Source organism: Pantoea rwandensis, assembly GCF_002095475.1.
Lineage (GTDB): Bacteria > Pseudomonadota > Gammaproteobacteria > Enterobacterales > Enterobacteriaceae > Pantoea > Pantoea rwandensis.
In genome coordinates, this window is sequence record NZ_MLFR01000018.1 from 1 (window position 1) to 21,690 (window position 21,690).

Genomic DNA, 21,690 nt, shown 5'->3' on the forward strand with positions numbered 1-21,690 from the left:
CCATAAATGGCGCCCCTACACCGTTCGGTGCGGTTTTCGTAGGGTACGCATTCATGCGTACCGGTTTAAACACGCACGCATTGGCTTAAGTGAGCGGCATTACGGCTTTAGCCCCGACAGATCCCTTCTGTTGACAAAAAAGCCGCGAATCATCGCGGCTTTAATCAACAACTCAAACCATCAGCGTGCCAAACGGTAATACGCTTCATTCCAGCGCAACGCATCTTTGAACGCCGGTAAACGTGTCTCTTCATCAATCACCAGCACTTCAATGCCATTCAACTCGCCGTACAAGTACATATCATCGAGATCCAACGCCTGACTGAACACTGTATGGTGCGCGCCGCCTGCCAGAATCCAGGCTTCAGATGCGGTTGCCAGTGAAGGCTGAGCACGCCACAACGCACGTGCAACCGGCAACTTCGGCAGGGGTTTCGGTTGTTCGATGGCATCGACGACGTTCACCAGCAAACGGAAGCGGTCACCCATATCGATCACGCTGGCGTTCACCGCACGACCAGCTGGTGTCGAGAAGATCATACGCGCAGGATCGGCTTTGCCACCAATGCCCAGGAACTGAACATCGATCAATGGCTTCGGTTCTTTCGCAATCGAAGGGCACACTTCCAGCATATGGGAACCCAGCACCAAATCGTTGCCCGGTGAGAAGTGATAGGTGTAATCCTCCATAAAGGAGGTGCCGCCGGCGCGGTTACCCGCTTGGACTTTCAGGATGTGCAGCAGGGCGGCCGTTTTCCAGTCGCCTTCACCGGCAAAACCATATCCCTGGCCCATCAGACGCTGTACCGCCAAGCCGGGCAATTGCGTCATGCCGTGCAACGTCTGGAAGTTAGTGGTGAACGCTTTGCAACCTTCATCATCCAGGAAGCGCTTCAGACCCAATTCGATGCGCGCCGCATCCAGAACGTTCTGGCGTTTCTCGCCATTAACCGCCGCCGCATCGCTAAACAGATATTGGCTTTCATACTCATCGATCAGCGCATTTACTTCGCCATCGCTGACGCTGTTCACCACTTCCACCAAATCGCCGACGCCCCAGCCGTTCACTGAATAGCCAAACTGAATCTGGGCAGCGACTTTATCGCCTTCAGTGACGGCCACTTCACGCATATTGTCGCCAAAGCGCGCCACCTTCAGCTGCTGGCTCGCCTGTTTTGCCAGCGCCGCATTGATCCAACGACCGATACGCTGCTGGCTGGTCTTATCCTGCCAGTGGCCGGTGACCACGCTATGCTGCAGCCCCATGCGCGCGCCTATAAAGCCGAACTCACGGCCGCCGTGCGCAGTTTGGTTCAGGTTCATAAAGTCCATATCCATGCTGTCCCACGGAATTTCCGCGTTGAACTGGGTATGGAATTGCAGCAGCGGTTTATTCAGGATGCTTAACCCACCAATCCACATCTTGGCCGGAGAGAAGGTGTGCAGCCAGGTAATGATCCCGGCGCATTGCGTGTCGTGGTTGGCTTCGCGGCACAGAGCCAGTGCCTCATCCGGCGATTTCACCAGCGGTTTCAACACCAGTGGCACCGGCAATGTTCCCGCCTGATTCAAGCCATCCATCACCTGGCGCGCATGATGTTCCACCTGGCGCAGGGTTTCCGCTCCGTAGAGATGCTGTGTACCAATCACAAACCAAACGTTCTGTTGCATTTCCTGCTCCTTACTTAGCGGATGCGGCGTACTGCGGTTCAGCAGCCCGACACCAGTTTTGGTAACGTTGATAAAGTTGTTGATAGCCCGCCACGCGCAGGCTGTTAGGTTGAAGCGTGACGGCAATCGGGCTGGCCATCACTTGTTGTGCGGCAGGGACATCGGCATACACTTCAGCGGCGACCGCGGCAAAAATGGCAGCACCTAACGCGCAGCATTCATCGGAAGCGACAATATCCAGTGGGCGATTCATTACATCGCAGCAGGCCTGCATGATGGCGGGGGATTTCCGCGCGATGCCGCCCAGCGTCAGAATGCTCTCCACCGGAATCTGTTGCTGCTCGAAGCACTCCATAATGGCGCGTGCGCCAAAGGCGGTAGCCGCGACTAAGCCACCAAACAGGGCGGGTGCATCGGTGCCGAGATTGAGATCGGTAATTACGCCTTTCAAACGCTGATTGGCGTCGGGCGTGCGGCGGCCGTTAAACCAGTCCAGCACCACCGGAAGATGGTCAAGTTGCGGGTCGGCAGCCCAGGCTTCGGTCAGCGAACGGATTAAATCCTGCTGCATCTCATCCAGTTGGGGCTGGAGTTCGGGATGGCGCGCCACGGCTTGTTGCAGTGGCCAACCCAGCAAGCGACTGAACCAGGCGTAGATATCGCCAAAAGCAGATTGTCCGGCTTCACATCCAATCGCACCCGGCACGACGCTGCCATCCACCTGACCGCAGATGCCTTTAATGGCGCGGTCACCGACCTTTTCGCTGTCGGCAATCAGAATGTCGCAGGTGGAGGTGCCAATCACCTTCACCAGAGTGTAGGGCTGAGCACCTGCGCCAACTGCGCCCATGTGGCAGTCAAACGCGCCGCCAGAAAGAATCACCTGCTGTGACAAGCCAAGACGCTGGGACCACTCTGCAGAGAGGGTTCCGACCGGCACATCAGCGGTATAGGTATCCGTAAACAGCGGGGAATCGAGCTGCTCAACCAGCATTGGGTCAAGGGCACGGAAGAAATCCGCAGGCGGCAAACCGTCCCATTCGGGATGCCACAAAGATTTGTGACCCGCAGCGCAGCGCCCACGACGCAATTGCGCAGGCGCGGTAGTCCCGCTCAATAAGGCGGGCACCCAGTCACACAGTTCCACCCAAGACACTGCCGCGTCACGCACAGCTGAATCACTGCGTGACACGTGCAGAATCTTGGCCCAGAACCACTCCGATGAGTACACGCCGCCAATATAGCGAGTGTAATCAGTGAAATGTCCGTTGCGGCACAGCTGGTTAATCTCTTCGGCTTCCTCAATCGCGGTGTGATCTTTCCACAGCACAAACATGGCGTTGGGGTTGGTGGCGAATTCTGGGCGTAACGCTAACACCTGGCCTTCTCGGTCAATCGGCGCAGGGGTTGAACCGGTGGAATCCACACCAATACCCACCACAGCCGCGCGCTGGTCGGGTGATAACGCTTGCACTACGCTGACTACCGCCTGTTCAAGCGCATCAATATAGTCTTGAGGATGGTGGCGAAAGCGGTTGGTGTGCGCGTCACAAAACTCACCCTTAGCCCAACGCGGGTAATTCACCACGGCTTTTTCCAGCTCTTTACCACTACGGCAATCCACGGCGAGAGCACGTACCGAGTCACTGCCAAAATCCAGCCCAATTGTTATGGCGCCAGCACCCATTGGGATTCTCCTGTGTGAGTTATCTGGCTCTATCCTGGAATGTGGCGGGATAAGCGGTTAGTCATCGCCAGCTGAGAACATGTACTTTTCTGCTATCGACAGCATTGTGTGATCGGCAGCAAAAGTTAATGACTGGTTAATTTCGCTGAATATATGGAGGATTTGGTCATCGTTTTAGGATGTGATACCGCTCTACATTTTTCCTTTCTATTCCCGCTACAACTAGCCCAGCGTTTGCACACCCTTTGAACAAACATTGAGCTAACGCGCTGATTTTTCGCAGTGCCCAAACGTGAAATCTAATTGGTAGCGTTTACACCGATTGGTTCCTTACAGCGATAAAACACCATTGTGCCGGAGAGCATCATGCATAAATTCACTAAAGCGCTGGCGGCGGTAGGTCTCGCCGCGGTTATGTCACAATCCGCTATCGCCGAGACGATGAAACTGGGTTTCCTCGTTAAGCAACCAGAAGAACCCTGGTTCCAGACTGAATGGAAATTTGCCGATAAAGCTGGCAAGGATCTGGGTTTTGAAGTCATCAAGATCGCCGTGCCGGATGGCGAAAAAACGTTGAACGCCATCGACAGCCTGGCCGCGAGTGGCGCCAAAGGCTTCGTCATCTGTACGCCGGATCCAAAATTGGGTTCCGCGATTGTGGCGAAGGCACGGAGTTATGGCCTGAAAGTGATCGCCGTGGATGACCAGTTCGTGACGGCTAAAGGTAAGCCCATGGACACGGTGCCGCTGGTCATGATGGCCGCGACCAAGATTGGCGAACGTCAGGGGCAAGAACTCTATAAAGAGATGCAGAAGCGCGGTTGGGATGCCAAAGAGACCGGCGTGATGGCCATTACCGCCAACGAATTGGATACCGCTCGTCGTCGTACCGGTGGATCCATGGACGCGCTGAAAGCAGCGGGCTTCCCTGAGAAACAAATCTATCAGGTCCCGACCAAATCTAACGATATCCCCGGTGCGTTCGACGCCGGCAACTCGCTGTTGGTGCAGCATCCTGAAGTGAAGCACTGGCTGATTGTCGGCATGAATGACAACACCGTGCTGGGTGGTGTACGCGCCACCGAAGGCCAGGCTTCAAAGCGCCAGACGTGATCGGCATCGGCATTAACGGCGTCGATGCGGTGAGCGAGTTGTCGAAAGGTTCTGCCACCGGCTTCTACGGTTCACTGCTGCCAAGCCCGGATGTGCACGGTTATAAGAGCAGCCAGCTGCTTTACAACTGGGTGACCAAAGGTGAAGAACCACCAAAATTCACCGAGGTAACCGATGTGGTGCTGATTACCCGTGACAACTTCAAGACCGAGTTAGCGAAGAAAGGGCTGATGTAAGTCGTCATTTTTCAGGCGGTTGTACCTTATACAGCGGTCGCCATTAATGGCGACCCTACGTCGAAAGGTGCGTTTTGTCGGGTGCGCATTTATGCGCACCTGGGATGATTGCCGTAATCGGCGATTCCAAAAGCAATATTGAAGCTCAGGAGTTTCCATGAATCGCACTGATTCTGCTTTTCTCTCTTTTCATGGCATTAGCAAAACTTTCCCCGGCGTAAAAGCGCTGCAGGACATCTCATTTCAGTGCCGTGCGGGCGAAGTGCACGCCTTGATGGGCGAAAACGGCGCGGGCAAATCGACGCTGTTGAAAATCCTCAGCGGCAGCTATCAGCCAAGTGGCGGTGAAATTCGCATCAAAGGCGAGGTGAAGGCTTTCGGCAACACGGTTGAAGCCCTCGATGCGGGCGTGGCGATTATTTACCAGGAACTGCATTTGGTGCCGGAAATGAGCGTGGCCGAAAACATCTATCTCGGCCAGTTACCGCATAAGCACGGATTAGTGAATCGCAAACTGTTGCGCTATGAAGCCGATTTGCAGCTCAAAAACCTCGGCATGAATATCGATCCAGACATGCCGCTGAAATATCTGTCGCTGGGCCAGTGGCAGATGGTGGAGATCGCCAAAGCGCTGGCACGCAATGCGCGCATCATCGCTTTTGATGAGCCCACCAGTTCGCTGTCAGCGCGTGAAATTGAGCACCTGTTCCGCGTTATCCGCCAACTGCGTGACCAGGGTCGTACCGTGCTGTATGTGTCACATCGTATGGAAGAGATCTTTGCCCTGAGTGATGCCATCACCGTGTTCAAAGACGGCCGCTACGTGCGCACCTTCAGCGACATGAAAAACACCCATCACGACGATTTGGTGCAGGCCATGGTGGGGCGCAATATCGGCGATATCTACGGCTATGCACCCCGCACCTTGGGCAAGGTGCGTTTACAGCTGGATCAGGTCGAAGCGAAGGGCGTACGCATGCCGATTTCGCTCACGGTCAGAGCGGGTGAAATTGTTGGTCTGTTTGGGCTGGTCGGTGCCGGGCGCAGCGAATTAATGAAAGGGCTTTTTGGGCGCCACTAAACTGCGTGCAGGCACGGTGACGTTGGATGGTAAAACGCTCAATATTCGCCAGCCAATAGATGCCATTCGCGCGGGCATCATGCTCTGCCCAGAAGACCGCAAATCAGAAGGCATTATTCCGGTGCACTCGGTGCGTGACAACATCAACATCAGTGCCCGCCGCCACAATCTCACCGCCGGTTGCCTGATCAAACCGGGTTGGGAAGCCAAAAACGCGGATAGCCACATCCGTTCATTGAATATCAAAACGCCGGGGCCGCAACAACTGATCATGAACCTGTCTGGCGGTAATCAGCAAAAAGCGATTTTAGGTCGTTGGTTGTCAGAAAAGATGAACGTGATTCTGTTAGATGAACCGACACGCGGCATTGATGTGGGCGCCAAGCACGAGATCTATAACCTGATTTATCAACTGGCAAACCAAGGGATCGCGGTGCTGTTTGCCTCAAGCGATCTGCCTGAAGTGATGGGCTTGGCCGACCGCATCATCGTGATGCGTGAAGGGGAGATTGCCGGAGAACTGACACACGACGCGGCCACGGAGCAGCAAACGCTGAGCCTGGCAATGCCGAAAACCACTCAAGCGGCCGCCGTGGCCTGATGTAAAGGAGAGCAATAATGGCTTCATCTACCACTTCCAACACGCCACCGACGCAGCGCCAAGGGCTGCAACTGGGGCGGATTTGGGACAACTTCGGCATGCTGGTGGTGTTCGCACTGCTGTTTATTGTCTGTGCTATTTTCGTGCCGAACTTTGGCTCACTGATCAATATGAAAGGCCTGGGTCTGGCGATGTCGATGTCGGGCATGGTGGCCTGCGGGATGCTGTTCTGCCTCGCTTCCGGTGATTTTGACCTGTCAGTGGCCTCAGTGATTGCCTGCGCAGGCGTGGTGACAGCCGTGGTGATCAACATGACGGAAAGTCTGTGGATCGGCGTGGCAGCCGGTCTGGTGCTCGGCATGGCCACGGGTTTTATCAACGGCTTTGTGATTGCCCGACTGAAAATCAATGCGCTGATCACTACATTGGCGACGATGCAGATTGTGCGCGGACTGGCCTATATCTTCTCTGACGGTAAAGCGGTGGGTATTGAAGACGAACGCTTCTTCACCCTCGGCTATGCCAACTGGTTGGGTGTGCCCGCACCGATTTGGCTCACCATTGCGACAATGGTCATCTTCGGTTTTCTGCTGAATAAAACCACCTTTGGTCGTAATACGCTGGCGATCGGGGGCAATGAGGAGGCAGCTCGACTGGCGGGCGTGCCGGTGGTGAGAACCCGCATCATCATCTTTATTCTGTCAGGTCTGGTCTCTGCTGCTGCTGGCATTATCTTGGCCTCACGTATGACCAGCGGCCAACCGATGACATCGTTGGGCTATGAATTGATTGTGATCTCGGCTTGTGTACTGGGTGGCGTATCGCTGAAAGGGGGCATCGGCAAGATTTCCTATGTGGTCGCGGGGGTGTTGATTCTTGGCACCGTTGAGAATGCGATGAATTTATTGAATATCTCGCCGTTCTCACAGTATGTGGTACGCGGTCTGATACTGTTAGCGGCGGTGATTTTTGACCGCTACAAACAGAAAAATAAAGCTGTCTGATTTCGGACTATGGTGGGGCGGCCTGAAGGTCGCCCGTTAGGCTTTAACAGGTGACAGTGAGGGCATTATGTACCACCGTGAACCCCCGTGTGAGCAGCAGAACCCGTTATTGCCCGGCTATCCGTTCAATGCCTGGCTGGTAGCGGGACTGACACCGATCAATGCCAACGATCAACTGGACTTCTTTATTGACCGACCGCACGGTATGAAAGGTTACATTCTCAACCTGACAATCAAAGGCCGCGGTCGCGTGTTTGATGGAGAGTCGGCGTTTGACTGCGAGCCAGGCGATCTGTTGCTGTTCCAGCCTAAAACACCGCACTATTATGGTCGTTCTCCAGACAGTCCCTGCTGGTTTCATCGCTGGGTGTATTTCCGCCCACGTGCCTATTGGACCGATTGGCTTCAGTGGCAGGATGAGAGCCAAGGGGTAGGACGTTTACGGCTGTCTGAAGCACAGCGTGCAGAATTTGATCGTTTGTTTGCCAGCATTGAACAAACCCACAATTCGGGCCGTCGTTTTGCAGAAGAGTTGGCGATGAATTTGCTTGAGCGCTTATTGTTGCGAGCCGTGGAAGAAGATCCGCGCAGCCATCAGCAAATCCGCGACCCACGCGTGATCGAAGCCTGCCAATACGTCACCAATCATCTGGCGAGTGAAGTAAAAATTGAAGATGTCGCACGGCATGTGTGTCTCTCACCCTCACGGCTGGCGCATTTGTTCCGGGAACAAATGGGTATCAATTTGCTGCGCTGGCGCGAGGATCAGCGGGTGATTCGCGCTAAACTGCTGCTGCAAACCACCCAAGAGCCGATTGCCTCTGTTGGCCGTGAAGTGGGCTATGACGATCAGCTCTATTTCTCTCGCGTATTCCGTAAACGTGTCGGCGTTAGCCCGAGTGATTTTCGTCGCCGTAGTCAGGATGCGCACGATGCCTTAGTGGCACAGGAGAGCTGGCAACCTGCACGGAGTGCTATCTCCTGAATTTCAGGTGATTCCGCCTTGTTCTTACCCGCTGATTCGTCTTAAATCAGTGAGGTAACGAACAAGAGGAATGAGAATGAGCGATAAATTACGTGTCGGCCTGATGGGCTACGGTTTTGCCAGCAAAACCTTCCACGCACCTTTGATCGCCGGCACGTCTGGCGTTGAACTGGCCGCGATCTCCAGCAGCGATGCCACGAAAGTGCACGCTGACTGGCCTTCGGTGCAGGTGGTGGCTGATCCCCAGGCTTTGCTGGACGACCCGACTCTGCAACTGATTGTAATTCCGACCCCGAACGATACCCATTTCCCACTGGCTAAAGCGGCTCTCAATGCGGGCAAGCATGTGGTGGTCGATAAACCGTTTACCGTGACGTTGTCACAAGCACGTGAGCTGGATGCGCTAGCGAAGGCCAAAGGGTTACTGCTTTCCGTGTTCCACAATCGTCGTTGGGACAGCGATTTCCTGACGTTGAAAACCCTGCTGGCTGACGGCACGCTGGGTGAGGTACGTTATCTCGAATCCCATTTTGACCGCTTCCGCCCGGAAGTTCGTCAGCGTTGGCGTGAAATGAAAGGGCCAGGCAGCGGTATCTGGTTTGATTTGGGCCCGCACGTGTTGGATCAGGCGCTGCAGCTATTTGGTGCGCCGGTCGCCATCAACGTCGATATGGCTGAACTGCGTCCAGGCGCGCAAACCACTGATTACTTCCACGCAGTGCTGACCTATCCAACCCGCCGCGTGGTGTTGCACGCCAGCATGCTGGCGGCGGCGGAATCTGCCCGTTTCGTGGTACACGGCACCCGAGGCAGCTATGTGAAATATGGCCTTGATCCGCAGGAAGATCGCTTGAAAGCGGGCGAGCGTCCACCGCGTGAAGACTGGGGTTATGACATGCGCAACGGTACGCTGACGCTCGCCGAAGGTGACGTGATGGTGGAGAAAGAGTTACTGACGTTGCCAGGTAACTATCCGGCTTATTACGCGGCCATTCGTGATGCGGTTGCCGGTACTGGTGCAAACCCGGTGCAAGCTGAAGAGGCAATTCAGGTGATGGAACTGATTGAGCTGGGTCTGCAGTCTGCCGAGAAGCGTCAGACCATGTCGCTGAAGTAAAAGGTATCATTGTCGCTATGGAGGGAATCATCGGTGTGCATTAATTGGCACGATGCCCCTTGATCGTAGGGTGCGCATTGATTGGCACGATGCCCGTTAATCGTAGGGTGCGCATTAATTGGCACGATGCCTCTTAATCGTAGGGTGCGCATTTATGCGCACCTTATTTTTTAAAGCGCTTATCCCGCCACACGCTGACGCAGCGCGGCTTTCTCGGCATCACTGAGGAACGCGATGGTGACGCCATTGTCCTGCGCCTGGCGCATCTCTTCTGCCGTCAATCCTGCCTGCGGAGCAGCAATCTCATACTCATGCGCCAGCTCTACGCCCTGAACCGCGGGGTCATCGGTATTGATGGTGGCGAGAATGCCGTGTTGCAGGAAGGCTTTCAGTGGATGGCTTTCCAGCGAGGCCACGGTGCTGGTCTGAATGTTTGACGTCATGCAGGATTCAACACCAATACGCTGCTCAGCGAGGAAGTCCATTAGCGCACGGTCTTCAATCGCTTTCACGCCATGACCGATACGTTCAGCACCCAACTCGCGAATCGCCTGCCAGATGCTCTCTGGGCCAGCCGCTTCACCCGCATGAACCGTGATGCGGAAACCGGCGTCACGAGCACGATTGAAATGGCTAAGGAACTCACTGCCAGGGAAGCCGAGTTCATCACCGGCTAAGTCTACCGCCGTAATGCCATCGCGATGGGCTAACAAGCCCTCCAGCTCACGCAGGCATGCTTCGTCACCGAAGGTGCGGCTCATGATGCCAATCAGGTTCACATCGACGCCGTACTGTTTTACGCCAGCGCGCACGCCATCAATCACGGCTTCTACCACACCCGCAATCGGTAATTGATGGGTCATCGCCATATAGCCCGGCGAGAAGCGCAGTTCAGCGTAGTGAATGCCAGCACGTGCAGCGTCTTCCACGTTTTCCAGTGCGATACGGCGGCAGGCATCGAGATCGCCAAGGACTTTCACGCCCCAATCCAGTTTCTGCAGGAAGCTCACCAGGTCTGGCTCATTGGCGGAGACTTGCACATGCGGGCGCAGATCGTCGAGCGAGTTGGCAGGCAACGCGAGATTAAACTGGCGACCTAAATCAAGGATGGTTTGTGCGCGGATGTTGCCATCAAGGTGGCGATGGATGTCAGTCAGGGGGAGTTTCAGGTCAATCATGTCGCACTCGCAAAAGTTTCATAAAGTGCAGAGCATTATAAAAACAACTTGCGCAACAGTGCCAGTGATTTGCGCAATGCGTGAAATGGATGCTGAATTAATCAGCATCCACCGAAACTCAATAGGCTTTTAGGGCAGCGAGCAGTCGGTCTAGCCCATCGTCCAATTTGATCCGCGGGCAACCGGCGTTCAGTCGCAAATAACCTCTGCTGGCTTCACCGTAGGTCGAGCCCGGCATGATCGCCACCTTGTGATGATGGATCAACTGCTGTTGCAGAGCCTGTTCATCAATGCCGAGTGGATTGAGGTCTATCCACGCCAGATAGGTGGCAGCGGGCGGCGCCCAGTTAAGTGCTGGAAACGCATCATTCAAGCGTTGGGCGATATGCTGCATATTCTTCTGTAAATACGCGCGTAGGGCATCAAGCCAGGGCGCACCATCACGGTAGGCGGCAATCGTCGCTGCCACCGCCATTACCGCGGGTGATGATAAGCCATCCTGCTGTTTCAGCGCGTGGAACCATGCCTGACGATCGGTCTCATCGGGGATGATTCCCCATGCACCGGTCAGCGCTGGGATATTGAAACTTTTTGAGGCGGAGCTGAACAGTGCCCATGGGGATTGCGCCACTTCACTCCACGGCGTGTGGCGTTCCTCGTCCAACACCATATCCATATGGATCTCATCGCTGATCACTTTCACACCGTGACGTTCACACAGCGCCGCCATCAACTGCAACTCCTGCAACTGCCAGACTTTGCCAGTGGGATTGTGTGGGCTACACAGTAACATCACTTTGCACTGTGGCCGCGCCAGTAACGTCTCTAACTGATCCCAATCGCATTGCCATTGGTTTCCCTGACGCTGTAACGGCAGTTCCAGTACGCGGCGATGATTGCCGCGAAGGGTGTTGTAGAACGCATCGTAGGCTGGGGTATGAATTAATACCTCGTCACCGGGCTGCGTCCAGTGGCGCAGCATCTGCGCCACCATGTAAATCACTGACGGGCCGTAGACCAGTGATGACGAATCAACTTCTGTGGCAAAACGGCTGCCCATCCAGTGTTGAATCGCCGAGAGAAAATCATCGTGCTGCCAGCGGCTGTAGCCCAATACGCCATGATCCACACGCTGTTGCAGCGCATCAATAATGCAGGGCGCAGTGGCGAAATCCATATCCGAAATCGTGAAGGGCAGCAGGTCAGCTACCCCAAAACGATCGGCAACAAAGTCCCACTGCGTACACCAGCTACCGTGGCGATCCACCACATGATCAAAATCGAAAGGCTTCATCATGATGCCGTTGCACTCATCAGGTGTGCCATTTCATCCTTGACTGACTGCACTTGCGGGCCTATCACCACTTGCAGACTGGTTTTATTCAGATGCACCACGCCGATGGCGCCATTGGCTTTGAGCAAGGCATCATCCACTTTACTCATGTCGGCAATCGACAGACGCAGGCGCGTCAGGCAGTTATCCAGTGACGTGATGTTATCAATGCCGCCCAAGGCCGCCAGAATGGCCGGTGTGTTGTAGCCTGATTTACCCACGCCCGCGCGGCTCACCTGCTGCTCAACGCTGCTGGTTTCGGCTTCGCGACCTGGTGTTTTGATATTGAAGCGGGTAATGGCAAAGCGGAAGATCGCGTAGTAACCCACAAACCACACCGCAGCAATGACGGGCACCCAATACCATTTGGTGGAGAGGCCGTGCAGTACGCCAAACACGAAGAAATCGATGACGTTGCCGTCGGTATTACCGATGGTCACGCCGAGGATGGCCATCACGGTGAAACCTAAACCGGTCAGCAGGGCGTGGATCAGATACAGCACCGGCGCCACAAACAGGAACAGGAATTCAATCGGTTCGGTGGTACCACCGACTACACAAGCCACTACACCAGAAATCAGCAGGCCTTTAATTTTATGGCGATTTTCAGGGCGGGCACAGTGGTAAATTGCCAGTGCAGCACCGGGCAGGCCGCCGAGGAAGGCAGGCATTTTCCCTTGCGACAGGAAGCGGGTCGCGCTTTCGGCAAAGCCATGGGTCTCTGGGCAGGCTAACTGAGCTTGGAAGATGGTCAACGCACCACTGACGCTCTTGCCGCACACGTCCAGGGTTCCGCCCGCATCGGTGAAACGAATGATGGCGACCAGAATATGTTGTAAACCAAAGGGCAGCAGCAAACGTTCGCCGGTGCCGAAGATCATCGGGCCAAATTCACCGGCGCTGTTGATCATCCAACCCAAGCCGGTGATCGCACGGGCAAAGAATGGCCAAATCAGCGGCACCACTAAACCGAGTAAGCCCATGACGACGGTAGTGACGATCGGCACAAAGCGTGTGCCACCGAAGAAGGCCAGTGCATCCGGCAGACGAATGTTGTGGAAGCGTTCATGCAGCCAGAACACCACCACGCCGACGATCACCGCGCCAAGAATGCCGGTATCGATCGATTGAATGCCAAGAATATTTTGTACGTTGTTGGCTTTCAGCACCGCCGCATCGGTGGTGGGCAGAATGCCATTGATGTTAAGCCAGAAGTTGACGCTCAGGTTAAGCACCGCGTAACCGACAAAACCGGCAAACGCCGCGACGCCCTTGTTTTCGCGCGCCATGCCCAGTGGAATCGCAATCGCGAACATCACCGGCAAATAGCTAAAGGCAAAGGAGCCGAGCTTCGCCATCCAGATGAACAGATATTGCAGGAAAGGCTGATCGAGCATGGGGATCAGCGTCAGCACATCGTGGCTGCTCAGTGAACTGCCAATGCCAAGCAAGATGCCGCAAAACGACAGCAGGGCAACGGGCAACATAAAGGTTTTACCCAAACTCTGGAAAAATTCCCAAAGTGACATTTTGGGGCGGCTGGCGGACATAGTCTCTCCTGGCTAAAAAATGACAAGCGATCAAAGTGGTAAAGAATGATAAAACGTTTTACCAAGCAATTTTGTGGCTATAATCACAAAGCGTGACTAATCCCAGGCTTTATTTTTGCGCTAATCAGTGTAACGTTTTACCTCTTTGTTTCTTCATCAGTTGTTGGAAACGGAACGCGATGTCCCAGCAAAAAACCACCATTCACGATGTAGCGCAGACTGCCGGGGTCTCAGTCTCCACCGTTTCACTGGTACTGTCCGGCAAAGGGCGTATCTCCTCTGCCACTGCGGAGCGCGTTAACCAGGCGATCGAACAACTGGGGTATGTACGCAACCGTTCGGCATCGATTTTGCGCGGCGGCGAAAGCGGGGTCATTGGCCTGATCGTGCGTGACCTGAGTCAGCCGTTCTATGCCGCGATGACCGCAGGCTTGAGCGAAGTGCTGGAGCAGCAGGGTAAAGTACTGGTGCTGACGCAAAGTGGTCAGCACGGGCAAAATCTGCAGCGCTGTTTCGATTCATTGGTGGCGCAGGGTGCCGATGGCATCGTATTGGGCGGCGCCGTGGCGCAGGCGGAAATGTTGGTGGCGCAGGCACACGAACAGCAAATTGCCTTGATTTGCGCCGCGCGGGCCAGCAGCCTCGATAAAGTCGATTCCTTGCGTCCAGACAACAGCCAGGCTGCGCGTATCGCCACAGAATATCTGATTCGTCAGGGACATCAGCGCATTGCGTGGGTCGGCGGATTAGGTTCCTCGTTAACGCGCGCTGAAAGGATTGGCGGCTATTGTGCCACCTTGTTGCAATACGGCTTACCGTTTCGCCCGGACTGGATTATTGAGTGTGACGAAAGGCAGCAAAGCGTCTCGACGTTAACGCAAGATCTGTTACATCACCACCCGCGTATCACCGCCATCATTGCCCATAACGCCAGCACTACGCTGGGCTGTTATTTTGGTGCCATCCACAGCGGACGCTCCCTGGGCGAAGATGCAGTGGACAGCTACTTTACGCAAAAGTTGGCGCTGGTCGGTTTCAATGACGATCCACAACGTGAGTCGTATGATTCATCACTAACGTTTGTCAGTAGCGAAGCGCGTGATGTGGGAAGGCGTGCCGCAGAGCGTATTTTGCAGCGCCTGGCGCAGCCGGAAGCCGAAGTACAAACCTTGATTGTGCCGCCACTGTTGGTGCGAGGGGGATAGAAGAAGCGTGATGGAAAGGGTGTATTCAGGTGCAGCCAGAAAGCAGCGCCGGTTCGGCGCTGCATCCTGTGCTTACTCCGGCATGCCTTCGCTGGTTTGCGCGCCCAGCATATAGCGCGACAGGAACTGCTCCAGCGACATCTTGTCGCCATTCATCGTCACCTGACCGTTGCCGTACTGCAGGCTGGTGGTGATATTGTCATCCTGCTGCTGCGTGAGGCGGAACATCTGGCCCATCGCTGCCAAACCTTTCACCTGCTGATCCGCTAGCTTCTGGGCATCGTCGCTCTGATAGCCTTCAGCGAGGCCCACGTGGCGCATCGCCTCGGTCGCCATCGGCATGTTGATATTCAGTTTGCCATCCAAAGTTTTCAGCACGCGGTCAACGGCGGCACCCAAGTTCTGGGCTTCACCGGTTACCGTGGCGGGATCGTTGAAACCGATATTCAGGTTAAAGGTGCTTTCGCCTTTGTCGTTTTTCCAGCTCAAGGGTGCAATGCTGACGGTAGGGGCACCTTTAAGCAGCGTCGGCAGATTGTTTTTCAGGATAGTTTGCACGCTAGCCTGATAACGTACGGGATCTTCAACCAGGCCGGGCTGGTTCAACAGTGCCTGCATTTGCGCGTTGTAGCTGTCCGAGAAGGTTTTCACCGCCTGCGCATCAAACTGCGCAAACTTCATCGCCAGCTTAGCTTCGCCGAACGGTTGCTTCTGCAGGCTGATGTTGCCGACGTTCATATTTAGATCGCCGCCGATTTTGCCGTCTTTATTATCGAAGGAGGATTTGGTGTCCAGCTTCTGCAATGACAAACCTTCCTGACCGTTAATGCTGGCGTCGAGTTTATCCAGGCTGATGGACTGATCGCCCACGCGCACACCTTCTGGGCTGAGATGAGTATCACCCTTCAGCTTCAAGCCATTAATCGTGAACAGTACCGGCTGCTCAACCTGGTTTTTGCTGGTAACGGCAATGCTGGAAAAGTCGCCATTCAGGCTGACTTTATCGCCTTTGCTGTCCGCGCTGATTTCGAGGGTTCCGCCGTTTGTGGCAAGACGATCACCGGTCTGCGCGTTGTTATAATCCACCGCCAGCAGATCCAGCACAGTGTCGGTAGCACCGCTGTAACCCACGCGAGTGTCAGCGGTCACCAGCGATTTACCGTTGGTGAGTTCAAACAGTTTCTTCACCGCATCGGTGTTTTCCAGTTCGGTATGCACGGACGCCATGCTTGGGATCAGGCTGCCACGCTTCAACTGGGCAAACGGGAAGGGGCCGTGATCGATAGTTTCGTTCAGCACGATGCTTTGACCCGGCTTCAGCAGCGGATTGTCTTCAGTCTGTGAGCTGGCCTGAATCACCAGTTTGGTTTTGCTGCTGAAGATGCCGCGCTGGTAATCCTGATAGCTGAGCGTCAGGCGAGCGTTCGGCGCATAGGCGTTCAACTGCGTATTGGCATTTTGCAACATCTGGTCCATATGGCTTTCCAACTGCTTGCCGGTAAACCAGGAAGCGCCTGTCCAAATTACGCCGATCGCTACAATTACACCTACGGCTACCTTGGTCTTTTTCATCGCTGAGTCGTCCTTATCCTTGGGTCCGCACGCCGCTGTTCAGAGGCGGCGAGTGAAGAAAAACGCCCGCAGGCGTTTTAAAGTAATAGTTTGAAAGAATAGCAGTTAATGCTGGAAGCGTCAGCCGGATCAGTTGAAGGCGTTGAATACCCGCGCTAAACGTCCGGTGCCTGCCGCGTTGACCGGCGATTCGTTCGCAGCAACAAAGCAGGACTCGCCCGGTTTCAGCACCAGCAGTTCACCAGACTTCTCAATCACCGCCTGGCCTTCGATGCAGAACAGTAGCGCGGCACTCTGCTGTGCCAGCGCTTGCGGCTTGGCAGATAGCGCGTGGATAGCAAAGGCGAAATCGTCGACCGGGATCGGAAAGTTAAGTGTCGCGCCATCCTGCTGCGGTTGTGTCAGTAAGGTCGCAGCCGGTTTTGCTTGGAACTTCAGGTTGGCCAGCAGTTCAGGAATATCGATAAACTTCGGCGTCAAGCCCGCGCGCAACACGTTGTCAGAGTTTGCCATCACTTCCAGCGCCACGCCTTTCAGGTAAGCATGCGGTGTTTCGGCAAACAGGAACATTGCCTCGCCAGGCTGCAAGGTAATCACATTCAGCAGCAGCGGGGAAAACAGGCCGTTATCGTCGGGATAATCCGCGGCGATGCTTTTTACCGTCTGCCAAGGCTCACCTCCACGGGAATTCAATGCTGACTTCAGTACGCCAAGCGCACGCGATTTCATGTCATCTTTTAATGACAGCAGGGTAGCGAACAGCTTGGCGAGGTTGGCTTCATTGGCATTTTCCAGGAAGTGGGCAATCTGAGGATGTGCCCCCGCGACCGGTTCAAGCAGCGAGACCAACTCGTGCATCTCCCGGAAGCCATTCATTGCCTGGAAGGGCGTAAGGGCATAAACCAACTCAGGTTTGTGGTTGGCGTCTTTATAATTACGCTCGGCGGCGCTCAACGGAATACCGGCGGCATTTTCGCGGGCAAAGCCTTCTTCAGCCGCTGCTTTACTCGGATGCACTTGAATGGAGAGGGCTTGATCGGCGCATAAAACTTTGAACAGGAACGGCAGCTCGCCGAAGCGATGCGCCACGCGTTGCCGAGTACACTGGCCTGATCATCATTAATCACATCGCGCAGGGAGCGGGATTCGCCGTTAATGTCTACCGTCGAAGGACTTTTAGGGTGCGCGCCCATCCACAGCTCAGCCATCGGCAATCCTTGCGAATTCGCAATGCCATAGAGTTCGGTCAGTGCAGTTTTGCTGCCCCAAGCGTAATTTTGCAGCGAATTGTTCAATTTTTGCATCGTTTACCCTTAATAACCGTAAGTAAATAGGCTTATTAAAGCAGAAAGTGCCATAGAAAATACATCAACAAGTGCAATAAGCGCGATGGGCTCGCATAATGTTAATTTCTTGTATGTGACAATCTTGCTCGCTCAACGGCGTCGCGGGAAGACGACCTGGGCGGAAACCTCAAAAATCTGAGCTAAGGAGACGTAGTCATGGCAGCGAATCGCATTGAAAAAGATTCAATGGGACCGATCGAAGTACCGGCAGATAAGTTGTGGGGGGCACAAACCCAGCGTTCGCTGGAGCATTTCCGTATCTCAACCGAGAAGATGCCCGTCGCATTAGTACATGCTTTGGCGTTGACTAAACGTGCAGCAGCACAGGTGAACCGCGATCTCGGCCTGCTACCGGCTGAACGTGCAGAAGCCATTCTGAAAGCGGCTGACGAAGTGCTGGCTGATAAACACAGTGAAGAGTTTCCGCTGGCGATCTGGCAGACCGGTTCCGGTACCCAGACCAACATGAACATGAATGAAGTGCTGGCTAATCGTGCCAGTGAAATTCTTGGCGGCGAGCGTGGTATGTCACGTTTGGTTCACCCAAACGATGATGTCAATAAGAGCCAAAGCTCCAACGACGTGTTCCCCACCGCCATGCACGTGGCCGCGGTCATCGCCGTGCGGGAGCAGCTGATTCCGCAGATTCATGTATTGAAAAAGACGCTGAGCGAGAAGTCCGAAGCGTTTAAAGACATCGTCAAAATTGGCCGTACTCACTTGCAAGACGCCACACCTTTGACCTTGGGCCAAGAGATTTCTGGCTGGGTGGCGATGCTGGAACATAACCTCAAGCATATCGAACACAGCATTCCGCATGTGGCCGAACTGGCGCTCGGCGGCACCGCGGTGGGCACCGGTCTGAACACCCATCCTGAATACGCTGTTCGTGTGGCTAAAGCGTTGGCCGATCTGACTCAGCAGCCTTTCGTCACTGCGCCTAACAAGTTTGAAGCGTTGGCGACCTGTGATGCGCTGGTGCATGCGCACGGTGCATTGAAAGGGCTGGCGGCTTCACTGATGAAGATTGCCAATGACGTACGCTGGCTGGCATCGGGCCCACGCTGTGGTATTGGCGAGTTGGCGATTCCAGAGAATGAGCCGGGCAGCTCGATCATGCCAGGTAAAGTGAACCCAACCCAGTGTGAAGCGCTGACCATGCTGTGCTGCCAGGTGATGGGCAATGATGTGGCAGTGAATATTGGTGGCGCATCCGGCAACTTCGAGTTGAATGTGTTCCGTCCGATGGTGATCCACAACTTCCTGCAATCCATTCGCCTGCTGGCCGACGGCATGGACAGCTTTAACCATCATTGCGCGGTTGGCATTGAGCCGGTACGTGAGCGTATCGATCAACTGCTCAACGAATCTCTGATGTTGGTGACGGCGCTGAATACCCATATTGGTTATGACAAAGCTGCGGAAATCGCCAAAAAAGCCCATAAAGAGGGGCTGACGCTGAAAGGTTCGGCGTTGAAACTCGGTTACCTGACGGAAGAGCAGTTTGACGAGTGGGTTCGTCCAGAAGAGATGGTGGGTAGCATGAAACAGTAGTTGGCAGGCCTTAAGTCAACTTAGAAAACAGCGCGATACATCGCGCTGTTTTTTTTGCCTTTTACAAGCGGTCGCTCCACAGATGCAATCGTGGGATCACCAGATGCAACGGCTGTGCCAGCGGTTTGTAGCGATGTGCGACGTTATCGGCATCGTAATCCAGTAACTCACCCAAAATCGGCACCTGCGTCTTGTCGCGACACAGCACCAGCAACGGTGAAGGGCAGGCGAGCTGCACCTGTTTTTTCTCATTGGCGCGCCAGACGCGGGCAATGGGTTGCACCTTCACTGGACGTTTGATCTTAAGCTTGGCATCAGCGGGCAGGGACAGAATCATTTCTAACTCCTGCTGCACTTTTTCCGCCCACTGCTCACGCGTCCACGGCGCTTGCGCGCGGTTTGCCTTGAGGCTGCGTTCGAGCTGCTCAACCACGGCTTCCCGCGTCAGATTTTTGATAATATTTTTGTTGGCCCAGCCAAAACGCAGGCTATCCGGCGCCTGTAGCAAGGTCACGCTACGATAGGCATTCAGCGTAATCAATCCACGCAGATGCTGGTGAACAAACTCAAAGCGCGCTTCACTTGGCAAACCTGACTCTACGGTGATCAAGTGCTCAAGCCGCAGCTTGAGGGCATTGATATCGGCCACCTGTTGGCGGATCTGCTCAGTGGCGGTTTCATCGGCTTCGATGCAGATCGCACCCGGCAAACGCACCGCGGATTTAGTGCTCAGCTTATCTGACTGATGCTGCATAAACAGACGGCAGTAGTGGGCAAGCGCCATGTCGCGTGCTTTTTGACCAAGATGTTGCGTCACTGCGATACGTTCAATCTCATCATTCTCATGGCCTTTCTCAATTTCGGGCAGGCTAAAAGCACGCGCAATCAGTAACGGTTGCTGTTCCACCTGCTGGCGCAGCGTGCTGAGACCTAATTCCAGCGCGTTAACGCACTCGTGCAGGTCGGCAACTAAGTCATAGCGAGGCATATTACACTCCATAGTTACAACATACCGTACAAGTTACCCCATCTGGTGCCGATCTTCCACTCTGAAAATGTCAATTCGCGAAGCAGGGCACACAAGCATTTTTCCAGTAGGATGAACGTGTTATAACAACGCTTTGTCTGCTAACGGAAAATTGTCGTGGAGCATCACCCTAAACCTGCCGTTCCTGCCATCGTCACCTTAGGATTAGTGCAAATCCTCTCCTGGGGCGGGTCATTTTATCTGATGGCGGTGATGGCGAATCCCATCGTGGCAGAGACCGGCTGGTCACAGCAGTGGGTCTACGGTGCACTGTCGTTGGGAATTCTGATATCAGGATTGCTGGCACCGTTAAGCGGACGACTGATTTCCGGCTCATATGGCCGCGTGTTGCTGGCGTCAAGCGGCGTGGTAATGGCGCTCGGTCTGGTGATCATGGGACTGAGCCACCAGCTGCTGCTGTTTCTTTTTGCCTGGTTGATCATTGGCATCGGTATGGCAATGGGCTTGTATGATTCCTTGTTTGCCACGCTAGGGACACTTTACGGCGGCCAGGCGCGCGGGGCGATAACCGGAATAACGCTGATTTCTGGTTTTTGTACTTCGCTGGTATGGCCAGGCACTGCGTTGCTGATTCACTGGCTGGATTGGCGCGGGGCCTGTTTCGCCATTGCCGGGTTGTTGTGTCTCGCAGTACTTCCTGCCTATTTATATGCGCTGCCCGCGCCCACCTCACCGATGGTTAAAACTGCAGTGAAAAAAGGGCAGGGGCGTGATGAATTAGCCCCCAACCTGTTTTGGTTGTTATGCAGCATTTTCACCCTTGCTTCCGTCATCATGACCGCCATTTCGGTGCAGTTAATTAGCCTGCTTCAGGCGAGTGGACACTCTTTAACGGCAGCATTAGCCATTAGTGCCATTCTCGGTCCTTGTCAGGTGGGTTCGCGGATTGTCGATATCGCCTTTAAGCGCGGACATCCGGTCTGGACGACCTTTTTCTCGGTAGGATTAGTCGCCATCGGTTTGTTGTTATTGACCTTGTACCCACAGTTTGCGCTGGTCAGTATGGTGTTGTACGGCGCAGGAAATGGGCTGCGCGCCATAGTGCGGGGAACTTTACCGCTGGTAATGGTCAAACCAGAGGCTTACGCTATTGTGGTCGGGCGCATGGCGCGTCCGGCTTTGATTGGCCAAGCGTTAACGCCGTTGGTAGGGGGATATATTTTTCAGCAATTCGGCGCAAATGCCACTTTATGGTTGCTGTGCCTGCTGGCGTTAACCAATGTGGTGCTGGTGGGGGTGTTGAAGCAAAAATTGCCTGCACACCAACCGCAAACCTAAAAGAGAGTGATAAACTAAGCAGCCTGTGCGCTTCTGCCTGATCAAATGATGAATACGTGCCTTGATCACAGTCGCTGGCTTCTAAAAAGCAACAGTGTTTGTTATATTTATTGCTCATTGATTACTCACTG

The 21,690-nt window shown here is 54.5% G+C and carries 13 protein-coding genes and 3 pseudogenes; 8 read left to right on the forward strand and 8 right to left on the reverse strand.

Features of this window, described 5'->3' with window-relative positions; all coding sequences use genetic code 11:
* Nucleotides 1-180: 180 nt before the first annotated feature.
* Together araA and HA51_RS16540 are read right to left on the reverse strand one after the other, a co-directional pair.
* Nucleotides 181-1,671: an L-arabinose isomerase gene (araA, locus tag HA51_RS16535; RefSeq protein WP_084935713.1), complete on the reverse strand. Its 1,491-nt coding sequence runs from the start codon at nucleotides 1,669-1,671 to the stop codon at nucleotides 181-183.
* A 10-nt stretch (nucleotides 1,672-1,681) separates the two neighbouring features.
* On the reverse strand, nucleotides 1,682-3,358 hold the full coding sequence (locus HA51_RS16540) for a ribulokinase (RefSeq protein ID WP_084935714.1): 1,677 nt from the start codon (nucleotides 3,356-3,358) through the stop codon (nucleotides 1,682-1,684).
* 366 nt (nucleotides 3,359-3,724) lie between these two features.
* Here HA51_RS16540 and HA51_RS16545 point away from each other — a divergent pair.
* From HA51_RS16545 to HA51_RS16565, 5 genes and pseudogenes are all read left to right on the forward strand, one after another.
* Nucleotides 3,725-4,707, forward strand: a pseudogene (locus HA51_RS16545) (arabinose ABC transporter substrate-binding protein).
* A 157-nt stretch (nucleotides 4,708-4,864) separates the two neighbouring features.
* Nucleotides 4,865-6,389, forward strand: a pseudogene (gene araG, locus HA51_RS16550) (L-arabinose ABC transporter ATP-binding protein AraG).
* Nucleotides 6,390-6,406: 17 nt separating this feature from the next.
* A complete protein-coding gene (araH, locus tag HA51_RS16555; protein WP_084935715.1) occupies nucleotides 6,407-7,393 on the forward strand; it encodes an L-arabinose ABC transporter permease AraH in 987 nt (328 codons plus the stop codon).
* A 67-nt stretch (nucleotides 7,394-7,460) separates the two neighbouring features.
* Nucleotides 7,461-8,378 carry an arabinose operon transcriptional regulator AraC gene (gene araC / locus HA51_RS16560; protein WP_084935716.1) on the forward strand — a complete coding sequence of 306 codons (918 nt, stop codon included), beginning with the start codon at nucleotides 7,461-7,463 and terminating at the stop codon, nucleotides 8,376-8,378.
* Between the two features lie 76 nt (nucleotides 8,379-8,454).
* Nucleotides 8,455-9,495, forward strand: coding sequence for an oxidoreductase (locus tag HA51_RS16565; protein ID WP_084935717.1), 1,041 nt, complete (start codon nucleotides 8,455-8,457; stop codon nucleotides 9,493-9,495).
* Between the two features lie 179 nt (nucleotides 9,496-9,674).
* Here the strand turns inward: HA51_RS16565 and add are convergent, their stop codons facing one another.
* The 3 genes from add to malX form a co-directional block, all read right to left on the reverse strand.
* Nucleotides 9,675-10,673, reverse strand: coding sequence for an adenosine deaminase (gene add / locus HA51_RS16570; protein WP_084935718.1), 999 nt, complete (start codon nucleotides 10,671-10,673; stop codon nucleotides 9,675-9,677).
* Between the two features lie 118 nt (nucleotides 10,674-10,791).
* Nucleotides 10,792-11,970 carry a MalY/PatB family protein gene (locus tag HA51_RS16575; RefSeq protein ID WP_084935719.1) on the reverse strand — a complete coding sequence of 393 codons (1,179 nt, stop codon included), beginning with the start codon at nucleotides 11,968-11,970 and terminating at the stop codon, nucleotides 10,792-10,794.
* Nucleotides 11,967-13,556, reverse strand: coding sequence for a maltose/glucose-specific PTS transporter subunit IIBC (gene malX, locus HA51_RS16580; RefSeq protein WP_084935720.1), 1,590 nt, complete (start codon nucleotides 13,554-13,556; stop codon nucleotides 11,967-11,969). Before malX ends, HA51_RS16575 begins: the two co-directional genes overlap by 4 nt.
* A gap of 179 nt (nucleotides 13,557-13,735) precedes the next feature.
* On the opposite strand from malX, the gene malI reads away from it, so the two are divergent.
* Nucleotides 13,736-14,761, forward strand: coding sequence for a Mal regulon transcriptional regulator MalI (gene malI, locus HA51_RS16585; protein ID WP_084935721.1), 1,026 nt, complete (start codon nucleotides 13,736-13,738; stop codon nucleotides 14,759-14,761).
* Between the two features lie 72 nt (nucleotides 14,762-14,833).
* On the opposite strand, the gene HA51_RS16590 is transcribed toward malI, so the two are convergent.
* On the reverse strand, nucleotides 14,834-16,333 hold the full coding sequence (locus HA51_RS16590) for a YdgA family protein (RefSeq protein ID WP_084935722.1): 1,500 nt from the start codon (nucleotides 16,331-16,333) through the stop codon (nucleotides 14,834-14,836).
* A gap of 129 nt (nucleotides 16,334-16,462) precedes the next feature.
* Nucleotides 16,463-17,637: pseudogene (manA, locus tag HA51_RS16595) on the reverse strand (mannose-6-phosphate isomerase).
* 198 nt (nucleotides 17,638-17,835) lie between these two features.
* Here manA and fumC point away from each other — a divergent pair.
* The gene (gene fumC, locus HA51_RS16600) at nucleotides 17,836-19,233 is read left to right on the forward strand and encodes a class II fumarate hydratase (protein WP_034827360.1); all 1,398 of its coding nucleotides are present in this window, start codon (nucleotides 17,836-17,838) and stop codon (nucleotides 19,231-19,233) included.
* 61 nt (nucleotides 19,234-19,294) lie between these two features.
* Here fumC and tus read toward each other — a convergent pair whose 3' ends face one another.
* The gene (tus, locus tag HA51_RS16605) at nucleotides 19,295-20,221 is read right to left on the reverse strand and encodes a DNA replication terminus site-binding protein (protein ID WP_084935723.1); all 927 of its coding nucleotides are present in this window, start codon (nucleotides 20,219-20,221) and stop codon (nucleotides 19,295-19,297) included.
* 156 nt (nucleotides 20,222-20,377) lie between these two features.
* Here tus and HA51_RS16610 point away from each other — a divergent pair, with 156 nt between their 5' ends.
* Entirely contained in the window at nucleotides 20,378-21,559 is a 1,182-nt protein-coding gene (locus HA51_RS16610; protein WP_084935724.1) for an MFS transporter, read from the forward strand.
* Nucleotides 21,560-21,690: the final 131 nt, after the last annotated feature.

Bases quoted from the DNA above. Each gene is read 5' to 3' on its own strand.
- araA (WP_084935713.1), bottom strand. From the start codon at position 1,671: ATGCAACAGAACGTTTGGTTTGTGATTGGTACACAGCATCTCTACGGA.
- HA51_RS16540 (WP_084935714.1), bottom strand. From the start codon at position 3,358: ATGGGTGCTGGCGCCATAACAATTGGGCTGGATTTTGGCAGTGACTCG.
- araH (WP_084935715.1), top strand. From the start codon at position 6,407: ATGGCTTCATCTACCACTTCCAACACGCCACCGACGCAGCGCCAAGGG.
- araC (WP_084935716.1), top strand. From the start codon at position 7,461: ATGTACCACCGTGAACCCCCGTGTGAGCAGCAGAACCCGTTATTGCCC.
- HA51_RS16565 (WP_084935717.1), top strand. From the start codon at position 8,455: ATGAGCGATAAATTACGTGTCGGCCTGATGGGCTACGGTTTTGCCAGC.
- add (WP_084935718.1), bottom strand. From the start codon at position 10,673: ATGATTGACCTGAAACTCCCCCTGACTGACATCCATCGCCACCTTGAT.
- HA51_RS16575 (WP_084935719.1), bottom strand. From the start codon at position 11,970: ATGATGAAGCCTTTCGATTTTGATCATGTGGTGGATCGCCACGGTAGC.
- malX (WP_084935720.1), bottom strand. From the start codon at position 13,556: ATGTCCGCCAGCCGCCCCAAAATGTCACTTTGGGAATTTTTCCAGAGT.
- malI (WP_084935721.1), top strand. From the start codon at position 13,736: ATGTCCCAGCAAAAAACCACCATTCACGATGTAGCGCAGACTGCCGGG.
- HA51_RS16590 (WP_084935722.1), bottom strand. From the start codon at position 16,333: ATGAAAAAGACCAAGGTAGCCGTAGGTGTAATTGTAGCGATCGGCGTA.
- fumC (WP_034827360.1), top strand. From the start codon at position 17,836: ATGGCAGCGAATCGCATTGAAAAAGATTCAATGGGACCGATCGAAGTA.
- tus (WP_084935723.1), bottom strand. From the start codon at position 20,221: ATGCCTCGCTATGACTTAGTTGCCGACCTGCACGAGTGCGTTAACGCG.